Origin of the sequence: Pseudoduganella sp. RAF53_2 (genome assembly GCF_052113985.1) — a bacterium.
Classification (GTDB): Bacteria; Pseudomonadota; Gammaproteobacteria; order Burkholderiales; family Burkholderiaceae_D; genus Rugamonas.
Genome location: NZ_JBFRDW010000045.1, coordinates 1 through 16,529 on the forward strand (window position 1 = coordinate 1; position 16,529 = coordinate 16,529).

Sequence of the window (16,529 nt, forward strand, 5' to 3'; positions counted from 1 at the left end):
AACGTGAAGAACGGCGACGTGCTGATCGCTGCCATCACCTCCTGCACCAACACCTCCAACCCGAGCGTGCTGCTGGCTGCCGGCCTGCTGGCCAAGAAAGCCGTGGAAGCCGGCCTGAACGTCGCTCCGCACATCAAGACCTCGCTGGCGCCTGGCTCGCGCGTTGTGACCGAGTACCTGACCGCTGCCGGCCTGCTGCCATACCTGGAAAAACTGGGCTTCGGCGTGACCGCTTACGGTTGCACCACCTGCATCGGTAACGCCGGCGACCTGACCCCGGAACTGAACGCCACCATCACCGGCAACGATATCGTGGCTGCCGCCGTGCTGTCCGGTAACCGTAACTTCGAAGCGCGTATTCACCCGAACATCCGCTCCAACTTCCTGGCATCGCCACCGCTGGTCGTCGCTTACGCGATCGCCGGCAACGTGACCCGCGACCTGATGACCGAACCGGTCGGCCAGGGCAAGGATGGCAAGGACGTCTACCTGGGCGACATCTGGCCGACCTCCGCCGAGATCCAGAAGCTGATGAAGTTCGCGATGAACTCCAAAGTCTTCAAGGAAAACTACGCCGACGTGAAGGGCGCTCCTGGCAAGCTGTGGGAAGCCGTGTCCTCCACCGAAGGCCAGGTCTACAACTGGCCTGATTCGACCTACATCGCTGAGCCGCCATTCTTCGACGGCTTCGAGATGAAGCCGAAGGCAGCGGAAGCCGGCATCACCGGCGCCCGTGCACTGGGCGTGTTCGGCGACTCCATCACCACCGACCACATCTCGCCAGCCGGCTCCATCAAGGAAGACGGCCCGGCAGGCAAGTGGCTGAAGGAAAACGGCGTGATGAAGGCCGACTTCAACTCCTACGGCTCGCGCCGCGGCAACCACGAGATCATGATGCGCGGCACCTTCGCCAACGTGCGTATCAAGAACAAGATGATCCCTCCGAAGGCCGACGGTTCCGCGGTTGAAGGCGGCATCACCCTGCACCAGCCTTCCGGCGAACAATTGTCGATCTACGACGCAGCGATGAAGTACATCGACGCGGGCACCCCGACCATGATCTTCGGCGGCGAAGAATACGGTACCGGCTCTTCCCGTGACTGGGCAGCCAAGGGCACCCAGCTGCTGGGCGTGAAGGCTGTGATCTGCCGTTCCTTCGAGCGTATCCACCGCTCCAACCTGGTGGGCATGGGCGTGCTGCCACTGCAGTTCATCGGCAACGATTCCGTCGAGTCGCTGAACATCACCGGCAAGGAAGTGTATRACCTGAAGGGTCTGGAAGGCGAAATCAAGCCACAGCAACAGGCTACCCTGGTGATCCACCGCGCCGACGGCTCCAAGCAGGAAGTGCAAGTGCTGCTGCGTATCGATACCCCGATCGAAGTAGACTACTACAAGCACGGCGGCATCCTGCCGTTCGTTCTGCGCCAGCTGCTGGCTGCTTAAAAACCTACGGCGTAAAACAGGTGGCTGCCACGATGTGGCAGCCACCAGGTTCCCGCCTCTGGTTCTGAATAAAACGCCGGCTCGCCGGCGTTTTTGTTTTTGGGCGCCCTTTCTTGCCGAATCCACTACAATATATGTGACAAGGTTTCCTTTTTACACTGAGCAAAAGCGCTATGCGTCGACCATCCAAAGATTCAACCCAGAAATTGTCCGCCGACAGCCAGCGCCTTCTGAACCTAGCCCAAGCCGTGGGCCAGGCAGCCTCCCGGATTGAAGAGCGTAACTGGGAGCGAACGCTGGACACGCAGCTGCACAAGCTGCTGCGCACCGGCCATCAGGACACCATTGATGCCGCCCTGAACTCCCTGTTCAGCGTGGATTTGAACGCTTACGACGTCCTCATGGATAGCGTGGAAGCGGTAAGCGAGTCCGACACCATCGTGGTGGAAGTGGACGGTGAATCGCGCGAGTACGATGTGCTGCTCGTGGCCGCGCCGGTCCTGGCCTGGACGCGCTTTTCCATCGCATCCGGCCAGATTCCGGGCGAGATTCTGAACACGCTGTCGGCCCACTTCTCCGCTCACCTGCTGGCGGATGGCACGCATATGGCGATGTCGTCTACTTTGTATTCGATCGACCAGCTGCCGCGCACCCACGCGGAAGCCTATTCGAAGACGCACAAGCTGGGCCAGTCCGCGCTGAAGGGCGTGGCCGTGAAGTCGGAAACCAAGACGCCGGAAACCGCGCCCTTCCTGGCCGATACACGCTACCTGATGGTGGCGGTGGTAGCGCAACATGGCGCTCCCCTGTTCCGCTGGCAGATGCAGGCGGCGGGCATGAATCCGGGCGAAGAGCGCAAGAATGCGCTGGAAGCCTGGAAGACCCAGGCCGAGCCGACCGTTGCACGCCTGCTGCCGGGCTGCGGCATCGAGCTGCTGTTGCCGGAAGCGTACTACATGGCCTGCCGCGAGGCGGACAAGCTGATTCGTCCCGTCTCGATCCGCGCTGCGGTGCATTATCTGACGCATTCGCTGTCCTGCGAGCCAAACGAACTGCGCGCGGTGATTGCGGGCTTCGGCGACGAATCCGCGCCGGACGGCCAGATCGACGAATACCGCGTGGCGTTCACCCGCCGCAGCGACAGCGACGTGATCTACGGCGTGGTGTGGCCGCTGTATGGCCAGGAAGACGAAGAAGGCACGCCGCCGGAAGGCCCGATTACCGCCGGCCACCTGACCGCCATGCTGAAGCCGCGTACGCCGGTGGAAGAAATCATCGAGCACCTGAACGAGGCTGGCGTTTCGCAGGTGAAGAAGCTGGGCGAAAAATACGTCGCTGAGTACTGCGACGACTGCGGCGCTCCCCTGTTTGCCGATCCCTCCGGCGAACTGGTCCACGCCGAGATGCCGGAAGACGCCCCCACCGGCACCGAGCACTTCCACTGACCGCAATGGGGCCGGACCCTATTTAGCCAAAGCTAGATGGGGTCCCTCCCTATTTCTCGCCTATTTCTTGCCTAATTCGCGCCTATTTCGCACCATTTAGCCTTCTGCCATCTAGTTTCAACCCCGTCCAGACACATCCGCAACACCCGCGCGCACGATTGAGAATTCGTTTGCGGCAGGTCGCCGAGTTCGTTACCATCGCGTTTCAATAAATCTGTAAAAAGCAAACCGCGTGTGAGCGCGGGACGCAAAGTCAACGGTCAAGAGGCCAAGGCCCTCTGCGACGGCAGGACTGCCAGACTCGTCAACCCCGGGCCCATCCCGGTGGTGAGCTCTTCACACCGGTCGCCCGACCGGCGGGCAGTCCGCTTTTCGGTAATTTTTTGAAAACTGGACTTAACTACCCAATGAAGAAGCACAGCATTTCCCTCCTCGCAATGACCGCGGCCATGGCCGCCATGATTCCCGCAGCCTATGCTGCCCACAACGCAACGGACGACGCGCCTGAAGGCGAATATGCGCGCGGCCGCATCCTGGTCGAACCGCGCGAAGGCCTGAGTACGGCCAATTTTGACGAAGCCCTGCGCCCGCACGGCGGCAAGCGCCGCAAGATGGGTCAAAGTAATATCCACATCGTCGACCTGCCCGGCAACGGCAATGAAAAGTCGGTCGTGGCTGAACTGCGCAAGAACCCGAACTTCAAGTACGTGGAAGTGGACCGCCGCGTGAAGCTGAGCGCGGTCACCAATGACCCTTACCTGGGCAGCGAATGGCATATCAGCAAAATCGGCGCCAACACTGCCTGGGATAAAGCCCAGGGCGCAGGCGTCACCATTGCCATTCTGGACAGCGGCGTGGACAGCACCCACCCCGACCTGGCGCCGCACATCGTCCCCGGCTGGAACGTGTACAGCAATAACGCCGACACCAGCGACGTGTGCGGCCACGGCACCGCGGTCGCCGGCACCGCTGCCGCGGCCATGAACAATGGCGCGGGCGTCGCTGGCGTGGCCGGTAACGCGAAGATCATGCCGATCCGTATCGCCTACAAGGACGCCGCCACCAACTCCTGCTACGCCTACTACTCGACCATGGCCAGCGCCGTGACCTATGCGGCCGACCATGGCGCGCGCGTGGTGAACATCAGCTACGCCAGCGTTCCCGCCAGCGCCGCTGTGCAGAGCGCCGCACAATACCTGAAGAGCAAGGGCGGCCTGCTGTTCGTCTCGGCCGGTAACAGCAACCGCGATGAAGGCTTCACGCCGACCACCACCATGATCGCCGTGTCGGCCACCGACAGCACCGACAGCCGCTCCAGCTTCTCCAGCTACGGCAGCTTCGTTTCACTGTCCGCGCCAGGTTCGAGCATCTACACCACCGTAGCGGGCGGCGGCTACGGCGGCTGGAACGGCACGTCTTTCGCCAGCCCGGTGGCAGCCGGTGTGGCAGCGCTGATGATGTCGGCCAATCCATCGCTGGACCCGGCCAAGATCGAAAGCCTGATGTATTCCACCGCTGTCGATCTGGGCACGCCAGGCCGCGACATCTACTACGGTTACGGCCGCGTGAATGCCGCCGCTGCGGTGGATGCCGCGATTGCAGCGTCCACTCCGAAGGACACCACCGCGCCGACCGTGGCAATTGCTTCGCCAGCCGCCAGCAGCACCGTGTTCGGCACCGTTGCTATCAACGTGAACGCGGCTGACAACGTCGGCGTGTCGCGCGTTGAACTGAAGGTGAACAACACCGTGGTTGCCACCGACAGCGCAGCGCCTTTCGCCTTCTCCTGGGATTCCAAAGGTGTAGTGAACGGCATGGCCTCGCTGATCGCGGTCGCCTACGACGCGGCAGGCAATGTGGCATCGTCCGCGCCAGTCTCGGTGAACGTGGCCAACGTGGTTGCGGCTCCGGTGAAGGACACCATCAAGCCGGTGGTCACCATCAGCAATCCGGTGGCGGGCAAAGTGACTGGCCTGGTCAACGTGAAGATCGATGCCTCCGACAACAGCGGCCCGGCAGGTCTGACCCTGGCGCTGTACATCGATGGTGTGAAAGTGGCAAACGGTTCGGGCAGTACCATGTCCTACACCTGGAACACAACCAGCATCGCCGCCGGTAGCCACAGCCTGTACGCCAGCGCGCGTGACGCAGCCGGCAACAGCACCTTGTACTACCGCGCTGTTACCAAGTAGTGTAAGGCTGCTTGATCAGGCAGGAGTTGTAGTAGCGGGGATCATGAGTCACATCCTCGCCTGCCCAATCAGGCTTGTCGAAACGCTGGTTTTCGCTGGGGAGTTCGATCTCGGCAATGACCAGCCCGGCATTCACGCCCAGGAATTCATCGACTTCCCAGGTGAAGCCGCCGAAAGGAATCTTGCGGCGGTATTTTTCAATGATGGGTTTCTCGCACACATTGTCGAGAAACTCGACGGCGTCGGCCATCGGCAGCGGATACTCCCACTCGCCGCGGCTGGCGCCGACGTTTTTAGTTTTGATCGTCAAGACCGCCTTATCGCCTTCGATGCGAACGCGCACGGTGCGCTCCGCGTTGGAGGACAGATAGCCCTGGCGCAGCAGCACAGGCTCGCCCTGCTGCTTCCAGTCCTCGTTCGTCACGAGGAATTTGCGTTCGATCTCGACGCCCATGTTTACTCGTCCAGCGACAGCAGGATAGGCTGCAGGATGGCCRCACCCAGCGCCGCACTGCGCGAACCGTTCCAGCCCACGGTCGGCACCGGCAGGTCGGCGTTATCCTTGAACGGCATTTCCAGCGTCAGCGACAGCACCTTGAAGTGGTGGCCGATGTACYTGGACGCCAGCGTCAGCATGTCTTCCTTGTACTTGGACGGCGCGTAGCCGTATTTGTCCTGGAAGTCCGGGCTGGACTGCTTGTAGCGCTCGATGAAGTTCTTCTGGCGCGCCATCTGTTCGGCTGTGAAGTTCTCCAGCATCTCGTTACCGGCCACGAAGTTGTAAGGCAGCGCTTCGTCGCCGTGGATGTCGAAGAACATGTCCACGCCGGTTTCGTGAATTTTCTGCTTCACGCACAGCACTTCAGGCGAACGCTCCAGCGATGGGGTCATCCACTCACGGTTCAGGTTCGCGCCGGATGCGTTGGTGCGCAGGTTGCCGCGCACGGAGCCGTCCGGATTCATGTTCGGCACGATGTAGAAGCAGCAGCGCTGCAGCAGCTTGCGTGCGATCGGGTTGGCATCGTCCAGCAGGCAGTCGATCAGGCCTTCGATGAACCATTCGGCCATCGACTCGCCAGGGTGCTGGCGCGCGATGAACCAGATTTTCTTTTCCGCTTCCGGCTCGCCGATCACGACCAGGTTCATGTCACGGCCATCGACGGTGGAGCCGATATCCAGCACGCGGGCGACCGGATTCTCGGCCACTTCGCCCAGCAGGCGCAGGTGGCGCTCCCACGAATACGGCTCGAAGTAGGCGTAGTAGACGCTGTCGTTGTGCGGGGTGTGCTTGATGGTCATGACCTGGCCGTCGAAGGACGTCGGCACACGGAACCAGTTTTCACCGTCATAGCTCGCTGCGGCGTGGTAGTCCTCGAAACCCTTGGCGTAGGTCGCCTGGCCCGCGTTCAGGAAGCGCATCGTCACGGCCTCGCCGCGCGCGCCCTGCAGGCGGAAGTGGAACCACTGGTGGATGTCTGCGTGCGAGTCTTTGCGGAGGTTCAGTTCGATGTTGGCTGCGCTGTCAGCGCGCAGCACTTCGATGGCGCCGGAGTCGAAATTCTGGCTGATCTTGATGGTCATTACGGTCCCGTTCAGATGATCTGGGTTGATCGGATTTCCGTCATTGTACAACCCACGGCAGAAGCAGGTGGCAGCCACGATGTGGCTGCCACCAGGGTTACGCCGTGGGTTTTAAGCGATGTTGCGGCCGCGCGCCTTCAAGGCCGCGCGCACGCCGGCGCCATAAGCCGGATCGGCCTTGTCGAAATGCTCCAGCTGCCGCTGAATAATCTCATCGCTGACCTGACTCATCGGACCTGCCAGATTGGCGAACAGGTTGAGCTTCTCCTGCTCAGGCATCAGACGGAAGAGATTACCGGCCTGGGTGTAATCATCTTCCTTGCCACGCCCATCGTAACGGCCCGCCGCACCACTCAAGCCCAGTGGCCCCTCGCCATTGCCCATGCCGTGCGGATTCACACCGGCAGCTTCCACCGCCGCGTAATTCTGCGCCGCGCCGCCATTGGCAATCGCCATCGCGCCGTCGCGCTGCTGGTTGTGGAAGGGGCAGCGTGGCGCATTCACCGGCAGATGCTGGTGGTTGGTGCCTACGCGGTACAGCTGCGCATCGTGGTAAGCAAACAGGCGCGCCTGCAGCATCTTATCCGGCGAATAGCCCATGCCCGGCACCACGTTCGACGGCGATAGCGCCGCCTGCTCCACCTCAGCGTGGTAATTGACCGGATTGCGGTTCAGTTCCAGCACGCCCACCGGAATCAGCGGGAAATCGGCATGCGGCCACACCTTGGTCAGGTCGAAGGGATTCCAGCCAGTGCGGGCTTCCCAGTCCGCCAGTTGCTGCTCGGTCGCCACCTGCAGCTTCACATCCCAGCGCGGGAACTGGCCGCTGGCGATGGCGTTGAACAGGTCGCGCTGCGCGTAATCGGGATCTTCACCCGCCAGGCGCACCGCATCGGCTGCCGCCAGGTTCCTGATGCCCTGCTGCGTCTTGAAATGCCATTTCACGTAGACGCGCTCACCGGCGTCGTTGATCAGGCTAAAGGTGTGGCTGCCGAAACCGTCCATGTGGCGATAACCGTCCGGGGTGCCACGGTCCGAGAACAGCATGGTGACCTGGTGCAGGCTTTCCGGCGAACGGCTCCAAAAGTCGAACATCGCGGTTGGCGACTTCAGATTGGTCTGCGGATCGCGCTTCTGAGTGTGAATGAAATCGGGGAACTTGATGCCGTCCTTGATGAAGAACATCGGCGTATTGTTGCCAACCAGGTCCCAATTACCCTCTTCGGTATAGAAACGGACGGCAAAGCCGCGCGGATCGCGTTCCGTGTCCGCACTGCCCTTTTCGCCGCCCACAGTGGAGAAGCGCAGGAAGGTTTCGGTCTGCTTGCCAATCTGCGCGAACAGCCTGGCCTTGGTGTATCTGGTGATGTCGTGGGTGACGGTGAACGTGCCATAAGCGCCCGAACCTTTGGCGTGTACCACGCGCTCAGGGATGCGTTCGCGATTGAAGTGCTGCAGTTTCTCGATCAGGTGGAAGTCCTGCAGCAGCACCGGGCCGCGCGGGCCGGCAGTCAGGGAATTCTGGTTGTCGGCGACGGGAATGCCGGATGCGGTGGTGATAGGCGGTTGGCTCATTGTGCTTGCTCCTCTTAGCGTTGGCTGGTGAAACCATTCTAAGTAAGCAAGCTCAATTAATAAATTTGATTGATACTATCTATTCGATAGAAAATTTTAAAAATGCTCATGGATCGCGATGCCTTCGATCGGGTCCGGCAGCACCGCCCAGGGTTTGGCCCCGAATGCGCGCTTGCCGTCTTCGTAGCCCGCCTGCCAGCGCTGCTGGATGCCCTCCTGCGAAAAGTCGATGTCCTTGGTGTGGTCTTCGCAGTGCAGGTGCGGCGCCTTCATCATCACGATGTGCATGGACGTGCCGCAGCCCCACAGCGACAGCTCGCGCACTTCGGGCGACTTGCGGACCTCATCCGGCAGTTTCAGGGTCAGCTGGCGGATCACATGGCGCAGGCGGTGCAGCTTGCGCTGCTGCTCGATGTTGCTGGCGCGGCTGGCGTACTGGATTTCCTTGTGCTTCTCCAGCACATCCAGCACGCTTTGCGGCTCGCTGCCATCCGGGTTCCACACCTGCACGGAGAAGATGACCGAGTCGTGGCGCGGCTCATCGTCCAGCACCGCTTCGATCGGCGTGTTCGAATAAATCCCGCCGTCCCAGTAAGGCTCCTCGCCGATGCGGATCGCCGGGAAGGCCGGCGGAATCGCGCCCGAAGCCAGCACGTTGGTGACGTCCAGCGCCTCCTTGCGTGTATCGAAGTAGCGCATGACGCCATTGCGGGCGTTGACCGCGCCAACGGTGAAACGCGTGTGACGCTCATTCAGATATTTGAAATCGACCAGCGCTTCCATCGTTTCGCGCAGCGCATTGGTGCGGTAGAAGGCCGCATTCTCGACGCCGACTTTCGCCGCCGGATTCCACCATGTGATCGGATTAGGATCGAAGAAGGCCGGGATGCCCTGTGTGATGGTCAGCGCGTTGGCAAAGAGGCGCGGCATATTCGGGAACAGAGCGGAATGCTGCTCCATCGTTTCCCAGAACTGGCGCAGGCGCTTGAGGCGCATCTCCGGCGGATTGCCGGCGATGATGGCGCCATTCAGCGCGCCGATCGAGGTACCGATCACCCAGTCCGGCTCCACGCCCGCTTCGTGCATGGCCTGATAGACGCCCAGCTGATAAGCGCCCAGCGCGCCGCCGCCTTGCAGCACGAGCACGACTTGTCCGGGCAAGGCCTGCGCCTCTTTGCGTTTCACCACGAAGCTTCTCCTTGTTCAGAGGCGGGCAGAGAGCCCGATAGTAAAGCTGAAATCCGGCGTACGGCGATTCAGGCCGAAGAACATCGCGGCGTCGACCTGCCAGTTTTTCGACAGCAGGTAAGTGGCGCCGGTGTCGAAACTGGCCGAAGTGCCGCCGTAGCGCGTTTTGGCGATGCGCTGCGATGCTACCTCAATAAAGGTATGCGTGCTCTCGCTCCACTCCTTGTCGAAGGAAACACCGAACATGCCGCTGGTGAAGTGCCGGCCCTGTTCATCGCGGTCCGCCACGATGCCGGGCATGACGCCGACCGACCAGTTGTCCGGCAAGTCCCATTCGCCCGTAATGCGCACCGATGGACGCGTGCCGTTGCCCTTGAATGCCTGCGAACCGGTGGCGAAGTCCAGCTGTCCGATCAAGCCGATGGCAGGCATGGCGCCTTCGCCATCGCGCACGTGCCACTTCATGCTGACCGCGGCATCGCCCCAGCCGCTGTCACGCGCGTAATCCGTGCCATCGGCGCGATAGCGCATGCGGCCGTCGGTTTCGAGGCGCAGCTCAAGATCATCCGCGACGCCGATACGCAGCAGCAGCGGAGTGCTGCTCGTACGCTCCTTCAGGCCGGCGTCCTTGTTGCGGTCCTGGGCGAAGCCGGCTTCGAGCTGGATGACGCCTTTGCCGACCGTGTCAGCCGAGTCGACAAAGTCAGGGCGGTCGGTAGAAATGTTCTCGTCCGGCGCGGCCAGCGCGATGCCGGATACCATGATCAGCGACAGTCCGAATGCAAGCTTGTAATGCATGTGTCCTCCACCTGGGATTTGGCTTAGGATTATACAAGTCCGACTCAACGAGGAGGTCCGCCATGCAACTCAACCACATCGACCTGCCGGTCAGCGATCTCGAAGCGGCCGTGCATTACTTCGAAAAAGGCTTCGGCTTCGAGCGGCTGGGTGCACCGGCGCCCGGAATGGCCATTCTGCACGGCACAGGCGGCTTTGTGCTGGTGCTGAACCAGCTGGACGGGCCAGTGATCTACCCGCAGGGCTTCCACATCGGCTTCCTGCAATCCTCCGACGAAGCCGTGCACGCTGTTTATCAGCACCTGGCCGACTCCGGCCTACCCGTCCCCGCGCCGCCAGCCCGAGCCTGGGGCGCCCTCGCCTTCTACGCCCAAGCACCTGGCGGCATCCTCATCGAAGTCAGCCACCGGGTCTAGTGAACTAAATTCACCGCTCCCTGTCCAAGCTCAAAGTACGTCCGTCTCAACGGCGCAAAGTAAGAGCACATCAGTGACAGGAGACCGCTATGGAACCCGACGTACAAGTCAAACTGGAGGGTCACGAGGTCCGTATTTCCAAGCTGGAGCTCACGATGGAATCTGTATTAACAGCTTTGGACAAGCTTCAGACATCAGTTGACGGCCTGAGGACCGAACTGCACGACTCGGTAATTCGGCAGAGCATAGAACTTCAACAAGCCCTTGCTGATCAACGCAAGGAGGCCAGGCAGGAGATGGCCATTCAAAATGAAAAGTTCTTGAACGCCCTTGCTGAACAGAAAGGGGAGTTCCGGCGCGGACTCGATGAGCAAAAAGAAGTGCTCCGACGCGCACTAGATCAACAACAAGAAGAGTTCCGACGTGGGCTCGCTGAACAGCGAGATGCGTTCCAAGCCGGGCTCGCCTCGCAAAAAGAAGATTTCCTGCGCACGTTCGCCGAACAGAACGGCAATCTCAAATTTGTGCTGACCGAGCAGCGAGCATGGAGCGAGAAGAGCACCAAGGAACTATGGGACGACCAGCGGGTGCTGCGAAACGAGCTGGCGAATAACACGCGCTGGATAATTGCCCTGGTCGCGGCGAACCTTATTGCCATGTGCACCTTGGTCGTCAGGTCTTTTTAGGCATGCGGCCAGTGCGGAGAAGGTAGGCCCATTCGGCGTTGTCGTGGCGAGCGGCGAAGTCGCTGGCGGCGCTCCAGTCGTAGGCGATGGCGTAGTGTTCGATGGTCCAGCCGCAGGGGGTGCGCTCGAAGATGGCGTAGCGGGCGTGGGGCGTATTGTTCTCTGCCTTGTGATGGAAGGGATGGATATCATCGAACGCAGGCCAACCGACGCTGCCGGGATTGGCGATCAGGCGTCCATCATCAAGGCGGAAGGCGCGCGGGATGTGGGTATGGCCGCAAAGGATCAGCGAAGCGTGCGCATCGCTCGCGCGCTCAAGCACTTCTTCATGCGTGGCCGCACGCCGGCCCTGCTCTGTCACAGTCTCCAAGAAATAGCGTACGTCCGATGACGGTGTRCCGTGCACGAGCAGCACGTCATCGGCAATGCGCAGCGTTTKYGGCAGGCTGCGYATCCAGGCCCGCTGTTCGTCGGTGATGTGGTCGTAAGCGTTACGATCCTCGACGCTGAGTTGCGCAGGATCGTCTTCGAGCACCTGGCGTTCGTGATTGCCCGAGATGGTCGGCAAATTCAATGGCATCAGCCGCTCCGCCGTTTCGCGGGGCTTCAGGGGGCTGGACAGGATATCGCCCAGGTTCACTGTCAGGTCAACTTTGCGTTTGACGATGTCGTCCAGCACCGCATCGAGCGCCCACAAATTGCCATGAATGTCGGAGATTGCTGCGATACGCATCGGCCTCTCCTTTCGCGGATCACTATACCACCGCGCGTCCGGTTCGAAGAGCGAGCGCCCAATCGGGACGACCATTGCGGGCCGCGAGTTCGCTGGCGGGACGCCAGTCGTAGGCAATCGCGTACTGCGCCACTGTCCAGCCATCGGCGCTGCGCTCGGCAATGCAGTAGCGTGCATGCGGCGTGCGGTTCTCGACCTTATGATCGAAGGGATAATCGGCATAGAAAGCTTGCACGCCCACGCTGCCGGGATTGCCGATCAAGCGGCCGTCGTCGAGTTGCATGGTGCGCGGTGTATGCGTGTGCCCGCACAAGATCAGCGATGCCTGTGCATTGGCGGCACGCTCGCTCACCTCATCATGCGTGGAGGGACGAATGCCCTGTTCCGTCACCGTTTCCATGAAATAGACCAGGTCCGAATCCGGCGTGCCATGCACCAGCAACACGTCGTCTGCAAGACGCAGCGTTTGCGGCAGGCTGCGCATCCAGGCACGTTGCGCCGGCGTGATGTGCTCGTGCGCGTGCAAGTCCGATGCGCCCATGCGCGCGGGATCGCCTTCCAGCACCTGGCGTTCGTGATTGCCGGCGATGGTCGGCAGGTTCAACGCCATCAGCCGATCGGCCGTTTCGCGCGGCAGCAAGGGACCTGACAGAATATCGCCAAGGTTGACGATGACGTCCGCACCGCGGCGCTCGACCTCTGCCAGCACGGCATCAAGTGCCCACAGGTTGCCGTGAACGTCTGAAATTGCCGCGATCCGCATAAAATTCTCCATTCATTAAAGCAGCAGGAAGGTGCGCTGGGCTGGCAGCGCTGCATCCGCAGCCACGGTTTCGTCCTTCAGCTGGATGCCGGACAGGCCGCGCTTGCGGGCCTGGTCGAGCAGATAGTGTAAGCGGTAGGCCGCCGTTTCGTAACACAGTCCTTCCGGACGCACATTGGAGATGCAATTGCGCGCTTCGTCGGTCAGGCCGCGGCGTGGCGCCCAGGTCATGTACAGACCCATGCTGTCTGGCGAACTAAGGCCGGGACGCTCGCCGATCAGCACCACCACTGCCTTCGCGCCCAGCAGTTCGCCGATCTCGTCGCCGATCGCGACGCGGGCCTGCTGCACGATTGTCAGCGGCGCCAGCGTGAAGCCGTCAGCGAGCAAGCGCGGAATCAGCTGCGCCAGCAGAGGCGCAGCATGCTGCTGCACCGCCAGCGCGGACAGGCCGTCCGCCACGACGAAGGCCACGTCGGCGCCGTTCACGGCGCGCGGCAGCGCAGCCAATTCGGCGCGCGATGATTCGCCGAGCTGGCGGCCAAGGTCGGGACGCTGCAGGTACACTTCGCGCGTCGCAGCAGCGCTATGCAGGAGCAGGCAACGCGCCGCAGCCGCATCATCCGGCGCGCTGTCCGTCGAGTCGCCAGCGGCATTGCCGGGTGCCAGGCGCAGCGCCTGCGTGACGGCGACGCGCAGTGGCTCCACGTCCAGCGGCGTATGGACCGCATCGCGCGCCATCGCGTGGGCGAGCTGGAAGGCCAGTTGCGGCGCGGTCGGTAAGCTGGGGCCGTGGCGTCCGAGCGCCACGCGGGCCGCAGTGAACTGGCGCAGCGCGGACCATGGATTCATACCGGTCCTCCCTGCAAGCGGCGTAGCGCCGGCTGGAACAATGCCGGCGGCTCGCGCACTGGCAGCCCATCCGCGCCGAATATGCCGGAAGCCTGCAGCCACGCTGCAAACTCCGGCGCCGGCTGACGCTCCAGCAGCGTGCGAGCGTACAGCACATCGTGGTACGAAGTGCTCTGGTAATTGAGCATGATGTCATCCGCACCGGGCACGCCCATCACATAGGTCACCCCTGCCGCCGCCAGCAAAGTAAGAAGAACGTCCATATCATCCTGATCCGCCTCGGCGTGATTGGTGTAGCAGATGTCGCAGCCCATGGGCAGGCCAAGCAGCTTGCCGCAGAAATGATCTTCCAGTCCTGCGCGCGTGATCTGCTTGCCGTCGTACAGATATTCAGGACCAATGAAACCAACCACGCTGTTGACCAGCAGCGGCTTGAAATGGCGCGCGACCGCATAGGCACGCGCCTCGCATGTCTGCTGGTCCATCCCGTGATGCGCGGACGCTGACAGCGCACTGCCCTGCCCCGTCTCAAAGTACATCACATTGCTGCCGACCGTGCCGCGTCCCAGCGCAAGCGCCGCCTGGCGCGCTTCATCGAGCAGCGCCAGATTGACGCCGAAGCTGCGATTCGCCGCCTCAGTGCCCGCAATCGACTGAAACACCAGATCAACCGGCGCACCGCGCTCAATCGCGGCCAGCGTATTGGTCACGTGCGTCAGCACACACGATTGCGAAGGGATCGCGAAGCGGCCGATGATCTCGTCCAGCATCACAACGAGATTGATCACCTGCGCCACGTTGTCGGTCGCCGGATTAATGCCGATCACCGCATCGCCGCAACCGTATAACAGGCCATCGAGAATACTGGCAGCGATGCCGCTGGCATCATCGGCCGGATGATTCGGCTGCAGCCGTGCGGACAACGTGCCACGCAAGCCAAGCGTGTTGCGAAAAGCCGTCGTGACCTGGCATTTGGATGCAGCCAGAATCAAGTCCTGATTGCGCATGATCTTGCTGACCGCTGCCGCCATTTCCGGCGTAATGCCCGGCGCCACGGCAGATAAGCGTGCGCTGCCGGTGTGCTCGTCCAGCAGCCAGTTGCGGAAGTCGCCGACTGTCAGATGGCGGATCTCGGCAAACGCCGGCGCCGAATGCGTGTCCATGATCAGCCGCGTGACCTCGTCATCCTCATACGGCACCAGCGCTTCATTCAGAAAAGTGGTCAACGGTAAATCCGCGAGCGCCATCTGCGCCGCCACGCGCTCCGCAGCGCTGGATGCGGCCACGCCGGCCAGCAAATCCCCTGAACGCGCAGGCGAAGCCTTGGCCAACAAATCCTTCAAATCACGGTACTGAAACTTGCTCATTGAAAGGCTCCGTCGAGGAAGCACCACCTGAGTATAGTCCCGCGAAATCGTTTAAAAATAATGCAATTTGGTGAAACTTTTTTGACAATCCCATGGTAGATTGTCAGATGTGTTAAGCATTTGACATCAACACTTCAAAATCTAGAAAGGGGAGTATGAAGAGCGTAATTTTTGCACTGGGCCTTGCTGCCTCGATCTCTGGCTGCGCCAGTGTTGACTGGACCGGCAACGGCGCGCCAGAAACCGCCGGCGAAAAGTTTACGATGACCGGCAGCATGATCCCGCGTAAGCAAGTACCTGATGGCGTGAAAGCGGTCGATAAAGACCAGATGGAACGCAGCATGCAACAGCAAGGCACCAACAACGGTACCCGCTGATGCGACAAAGGCCAACCGCAATGGTTGGCCTTTTTATTTTTACTGAGCCTGCTGGGGCAGCATGTAGACCAGTTCCCAGACGTGGCCGTCCAGATCTTCGAAGCCGTGGCCATACATGAAGCCATGGTCCTGCGGCTCACGCGGCGCCTTGCCACCGGCAGCCAGCGCCTTCTTCACCAGATCGTCCACCTCCTCGCGGCTATCGCAGCTCAGGCACACGATCACCTCGGTCGCTTCTTTCGCGCTCACGATCGGCTTGCTGGTAAAGCCCTTGAAGAAAGGCTCGGTCAGCAGCATGGCGTAGATGCTGCCATCGTGAATAATCATGCTCGCCGCATGTTCGTTGGTGTATTGCGGGTTGAAGGTGTAGCCCAGCGCCGCGAAGAAGGCTTTCGACTTTTCCAGATCCTTGACGGGCAGGTTGACGAAGATTTGCTTGTTCATTTCTGGTTCCTCATTGAGTGGTTGGTATCCCTACGACGCGCCAGCTTGCCCGCAATCGACAAGACCAATCAAACTTTTTCCAGCACTTTGAGGAACTGAGCCAGCCACTGAGGATGTGCAGGCCAGGCCGGGGCCGTAACGAAGTTCCCGTCCGTGACCGCCTGGTCCATTTCGATGGACATGTATTCAGCGCCGGCCGTGCGCACTTCTGCCGCACAGGCGGGATAGGCCGAGATCTTCTTGCCCTTGATGACGTCCGCCGCCGTCAGAATCTGCGCGCCGTGGCAGACGGCGGCAATTGRTTTGCCTGCCTTGGCGAATTCCTGCACCAGCCGCAGCAGATCTGCATTCATGCGCAGGTACTCGGGTGCGCGGCCACCGGCAATCATCAGGGCATCGTAGCCGCCCACCCTGACGTCGCTGAAGTTTGCGTTCAGGGTGAACATGTGGCCCGGCTTCTCGGTATAGGTCTGGTCGCCTTCGAAGTCGTGAATGGCGGTCTTGATCTTGTCCCCGCTCTTCTTGCCGGGACAGACGGCGTGCACCGTATGCCCGACCATTTGCAGTGCCTGGAATGGCACCATCGTCTCGTAATCCTCTGCAAAATCGCCGGTCAGAAACAAGATTTTCTTCGCGCTCATTTCACTCTCCTTTTCAAGGTTGGAT

17 protein-coding genes and 1 riboswitch are annotated in these 16,529 nt (G+C 61.2%); of the genes, 6 read left to right on the plus strand and 11 right to left on the minus strand.

The window, feature by feature from the left end; genetic code table 11:
• From acnA to AB4Z11_RS04715, 3 genes are all read left to right on the plus strand, one after another.
• Positions 1-1,446: aconitate hydratase AcnA (gene acnA / locus AB4Z11_RS04705; RefSeq protein ID WP_442023050.1), on the plus strand; the 1,446-nt coding region annotated here is incomplete at its 5' end.
• 173 nt (positions 1,447-1,619) lie between these two features.
• A complete protein-coding gene (locus AB4Z11_RS04710; RefSeq protein ID WP_442023051.1) occupies positions 1,620-2,891 on the plus strand; it encodes a DUF2863 family protein in 1,272 nt (423 codons plus the stop codon).
• Positions 2,892-3,103: 212 nt separating this feature from the next.
• Positions 3,104-3,191: riboswitch (cyclic di-GMP riboswitch) on the plus strand.
• Between the two features lie 107 nt (positions 3,192-3,298).
• Positions 3,299-5,083, plus strand: coding sequence for a S8 family serine peptidase (locus AB4Z11_RS04715; RefSeq protein WP_442023052.1), 1,785 nt, complete (start codon positions 3,299-3,301; stop codon positions 5,081-5,083).
• Here AB4Z11_RS04715 and AB4Z11_RS04720 read toward each other — a convergent pair.
• From AB4Z11_RS04720 to AB4Z11_RS04740, 5 genes are all read right to left on the minus strand, one after another.
• Complete coding sequence (locus AB4Z11_RS04720; protein WP_442023053.1) at positions 5,073-5,537, minus strand: CYTH domain-containing protein; 465 nt, start codon at positions 5,535-5,537, stop codon at positions 5,073-5,075. The genes AB4Z11_RS04715 and AB4Z11_RS04720 overlap by 11 nt on opposite strands.
• Positions 5,538-5,539: 2 nt before the next feature.
• A complete protein-coding gene (locus tag AB4Z11_RS04725) occupies positions 5,540-6,664 on the minus strand; it encodes a M14 family metallopeptidase (protein WP_442023054.1) in 1,125 nt (374 codons plus the stop codon).
• A gap of 111 nt (positions 6,665-6,775) precedes the next feature.
• A complete protein-coding gene (locus AB4Z11_RS04730; RefSeq protein WP_442023055.1) occupies positions 6,776-8,239 on the minus strand; it encodes a catalase in 1,464 nt (487 codons plus the stop codon).
• A gap of 96 nt (positions 8,240-8,335) precedes the next feature.
• On the minus strand, positions 8,336-9,427 hold the full coding sequence (locus tag AB4Z11_RS04735; protein ID WP_442023056.1) for a patatin-like phospholipase family protein: 1,092 nt from the start codon (positions 9,425-9,427) through the stop codon (positions 8,336-8,338).
• 15 nt (positions 9,428-9,442) lie between these two features.
• On the minus strand, positions 9,443-10,225 hold the full coding sequence (locus tag AB4Z11_RS04740) for a transporter (RefSeq protein WP_442023057.1): 783 nt from the start codon (positions 10,223-10,225) through the stop codon (positions 9,443-9,445).
• A gap of 62 nt (positions 10,226-10,287) precedes the next feature.
• On the opposite strand from AB4Z11_RS04740, the gene AB4Z11_RS04745 reads away from it, so the two are divergent.
• A complete protein-coding gene (locus AB4Z11_RS04745; protein WP_442023058.1) occupies positions 10,288-10,641 on the plus strand; it encodes a VOC family protein in 354 nt (117 codons plus the stop codon).
• 89 nt (positions 10,642-10,730) lie between these two features.
• Entirely contained in the window at positions 10,731-11,327 is a 597-nt protein-coding gene (locus tag AB4Z11_RS04750) for a hypothetical protein (RefSeq protein WP_442023059.1), read from the plus strand.
• Here the strand turns inward: AB4Z11_RS04750 and AB4Z11_RS04755 are convergent.
• Genes AB4Z11_RS04755 through AB4Z11_RS04770 form a run of 4 tightly spaced genes read right to left on the minus strand, consistent with a single transcriptional unit; the run spans position 11,314 to position 15,042 of the window.
• A complete protein-coding gene (locus tag AB4Z11_RS04755; RefSeq protein WP_442023060.1) occupies positions 11,314-12,060 on the minus strand; it encodes a metallophosphoesterase family protein in 747 nt (248 codons plus the stop codon). The two genes, AB4Z11_RS04750 and AB4Z11_RS04755, sit on opposite strands and share 14 nt — an antisense overlap.
• Before the next feature lie 22 nt (positions 12,061-12,082).
• On the minus strand, positions 12,083-12,823 hold the full coding sequence (locus tag AB4Z11_RS04760; RefSeq protein ID WP_442023061.1) for a metallophosphoesterase family protein: 741 nt from the start codon (positions 12,821-12,823) through the stop codon (positions 12,083-12,085).
• 15 nt (positions 12,824-12,838) lie between these two features.
• The gene (gene eutC, locus AB4Z11_RS04765) at positions 12,839-13,675 is read right to left on the minus strand and encodes an ethanolamine ammonia-lyase subunit EutC (protein WP_442023062.1); all 837 of its coding nucleotides are present in this window, start codon (positions 13,673-13,675) and stop codon (positions 12,839-12,841) included.
• Complete coding sequence (locus tag AB4Z11_RS04770) at positions 13,672-15,042, minus strand: ethanolamine ammonia-lyase subunit EutB (RefSeq protein WP_442023063.1); 1,371 nt, start codon at positions 15,040-15,042, stop codon at positions 13,672-13,674. Before AB4Z11_RS04770 ends, eutC begins: the two co-directional genes overlap by 4 nt.
• Positions 15,043-15,197: 155 nt before the next feature.
• On the opposite strand from AB4Z11_RS04770, the gene AB4Z11_RS04775 reads away from it, so the two are divergent.
• Positions 15,198-15,419 (plus strand): hypothetical protein, encoded by a 222-nt coding sequence (locus AB4Z11_RS04775; RefSeq protein WP_442023064.1) that lies wholly within the window; start codon positions 15,198-15,200, stop codon positions 15,417-15,419.
• Positions 15,420-15,458: 39 nt separating this feature from the next.
• Here AB4Z11_RS04775 and AB4Z11_RS04780 read toward each other — a convergent pair whose 3' ends face one another.
• Both AB4Z11_RS04780 and AB4Z11_RS04785 read right to left on the minus strand, forming a co-directional pair.
• Complete coding sequence (locus tag AB4Z11_RS04780) at positions 15,459-15,863, minus strand: VOC family protein (protein WP_442023065.1); 405 nt, start codon at positions 15,861-15,863, stop codon at positions 15,459-15,461.
• A 68-nt stretch (positions 15,864-15,931) separates the two neighbouring features.
• Positions 15,932-16,504 carry a DJ-1/PfpI family protein gene (locus tag AB4Z11_RS04785; RefSeq protein WP_442023066.1) on the minus strand — a complete coding sequence of 191 codons (573 nt, stop codon included), beginning with the start codon at positions 16,502-16,504 and terminating at the stop codon, positions 15,932-15,934.
• Positions 16,505-16,529: the final 25 nt, after the last annotated feature.

Coding starts and splice junctions, on each gene's coding strand:
- AB4Z11_RS04720 (WP_442023053.1), bottom strand. CDS start 5,537: ATGGGCGTCGAGATCGAACGCAAATTCCTCGTGACGAACGAGGACTGG.
- AB4Z11_RS04750 (WP_442023059.1), top strand. CDS start 10,731: ATGGAACCCGACGTACAAGTCAAACTGGAGGGTCACGAGGTCCGTATT.
- AB4Z11_RS04780 (WP_442023065.1), bottom strand. CDS start 15,863: ATGAACAAGCAAATCTTCGTCAACCTGCCCGTCAAGGATCTGGAAAAG.
- AB4Z11_RS04715 (WP_442023052.1), top strand. CDS start 3,299: ATGAAGAAGCACAGCATTTCCCTCCTCGCAATGACCGCGGCCATGGCC.
- AB4Z11_RS04730 (WP_442023055.1), bottom strand. CDS start 8,239: ATGAGCCAACCGCCTATCACCACCGCATCCGGCATTCCCGTCGCCGAC.
- AB4Z11_RS04710 (WP_442023051.1), top strand. CDS start 1,620: ATGCGTCGACCATCCAAAGATTCAACCCAGAAATTGTCCGCCGACAGC.
- AB4Z11_RS04740 (WP_442023057.1), bottom strand. CDS start 10,225: ATGCATTACAAGCTTGCATTCGGACTGTCGCTGATCATGGTATCCGGC.
- AB4Z11_RS04775 (WP_442023064.1), top strand. CDS start 15,198: ATGAAGAGCGTAATTTTTGCACTGGGCCTTGCTGCCTCGATCTCTGGC.
- AB4Z11_RS04760 (WP_442023061.1), bottom strand. CDS start 12,823: ATGCGGATCGCGGCAATTTCAGACGTTCACGGCAACCTGTGGGCACTT.
- AB4Z11_RS04770 (WP_442023063.1), bottom strand. CDS start 15,042: ATGAGCAAGTTTCAGTACCGTGATTTGAAGGATTTGTTGGCCAAGGCT.
- eutC (WP_442023062.1), bottom strand. CDS start 13,675: ATGAATCCATGGTCCGCGCTGCGCCAGTTCACTGCGGCCCGCGTGGCG.
- AB4Z11_RS04745 (WP_442023058.1), top strand. CDS start 10,288: ATGCAACTCAACCACATCGACCTGCCGGTCAGCGATCTCGAAGCGGCC.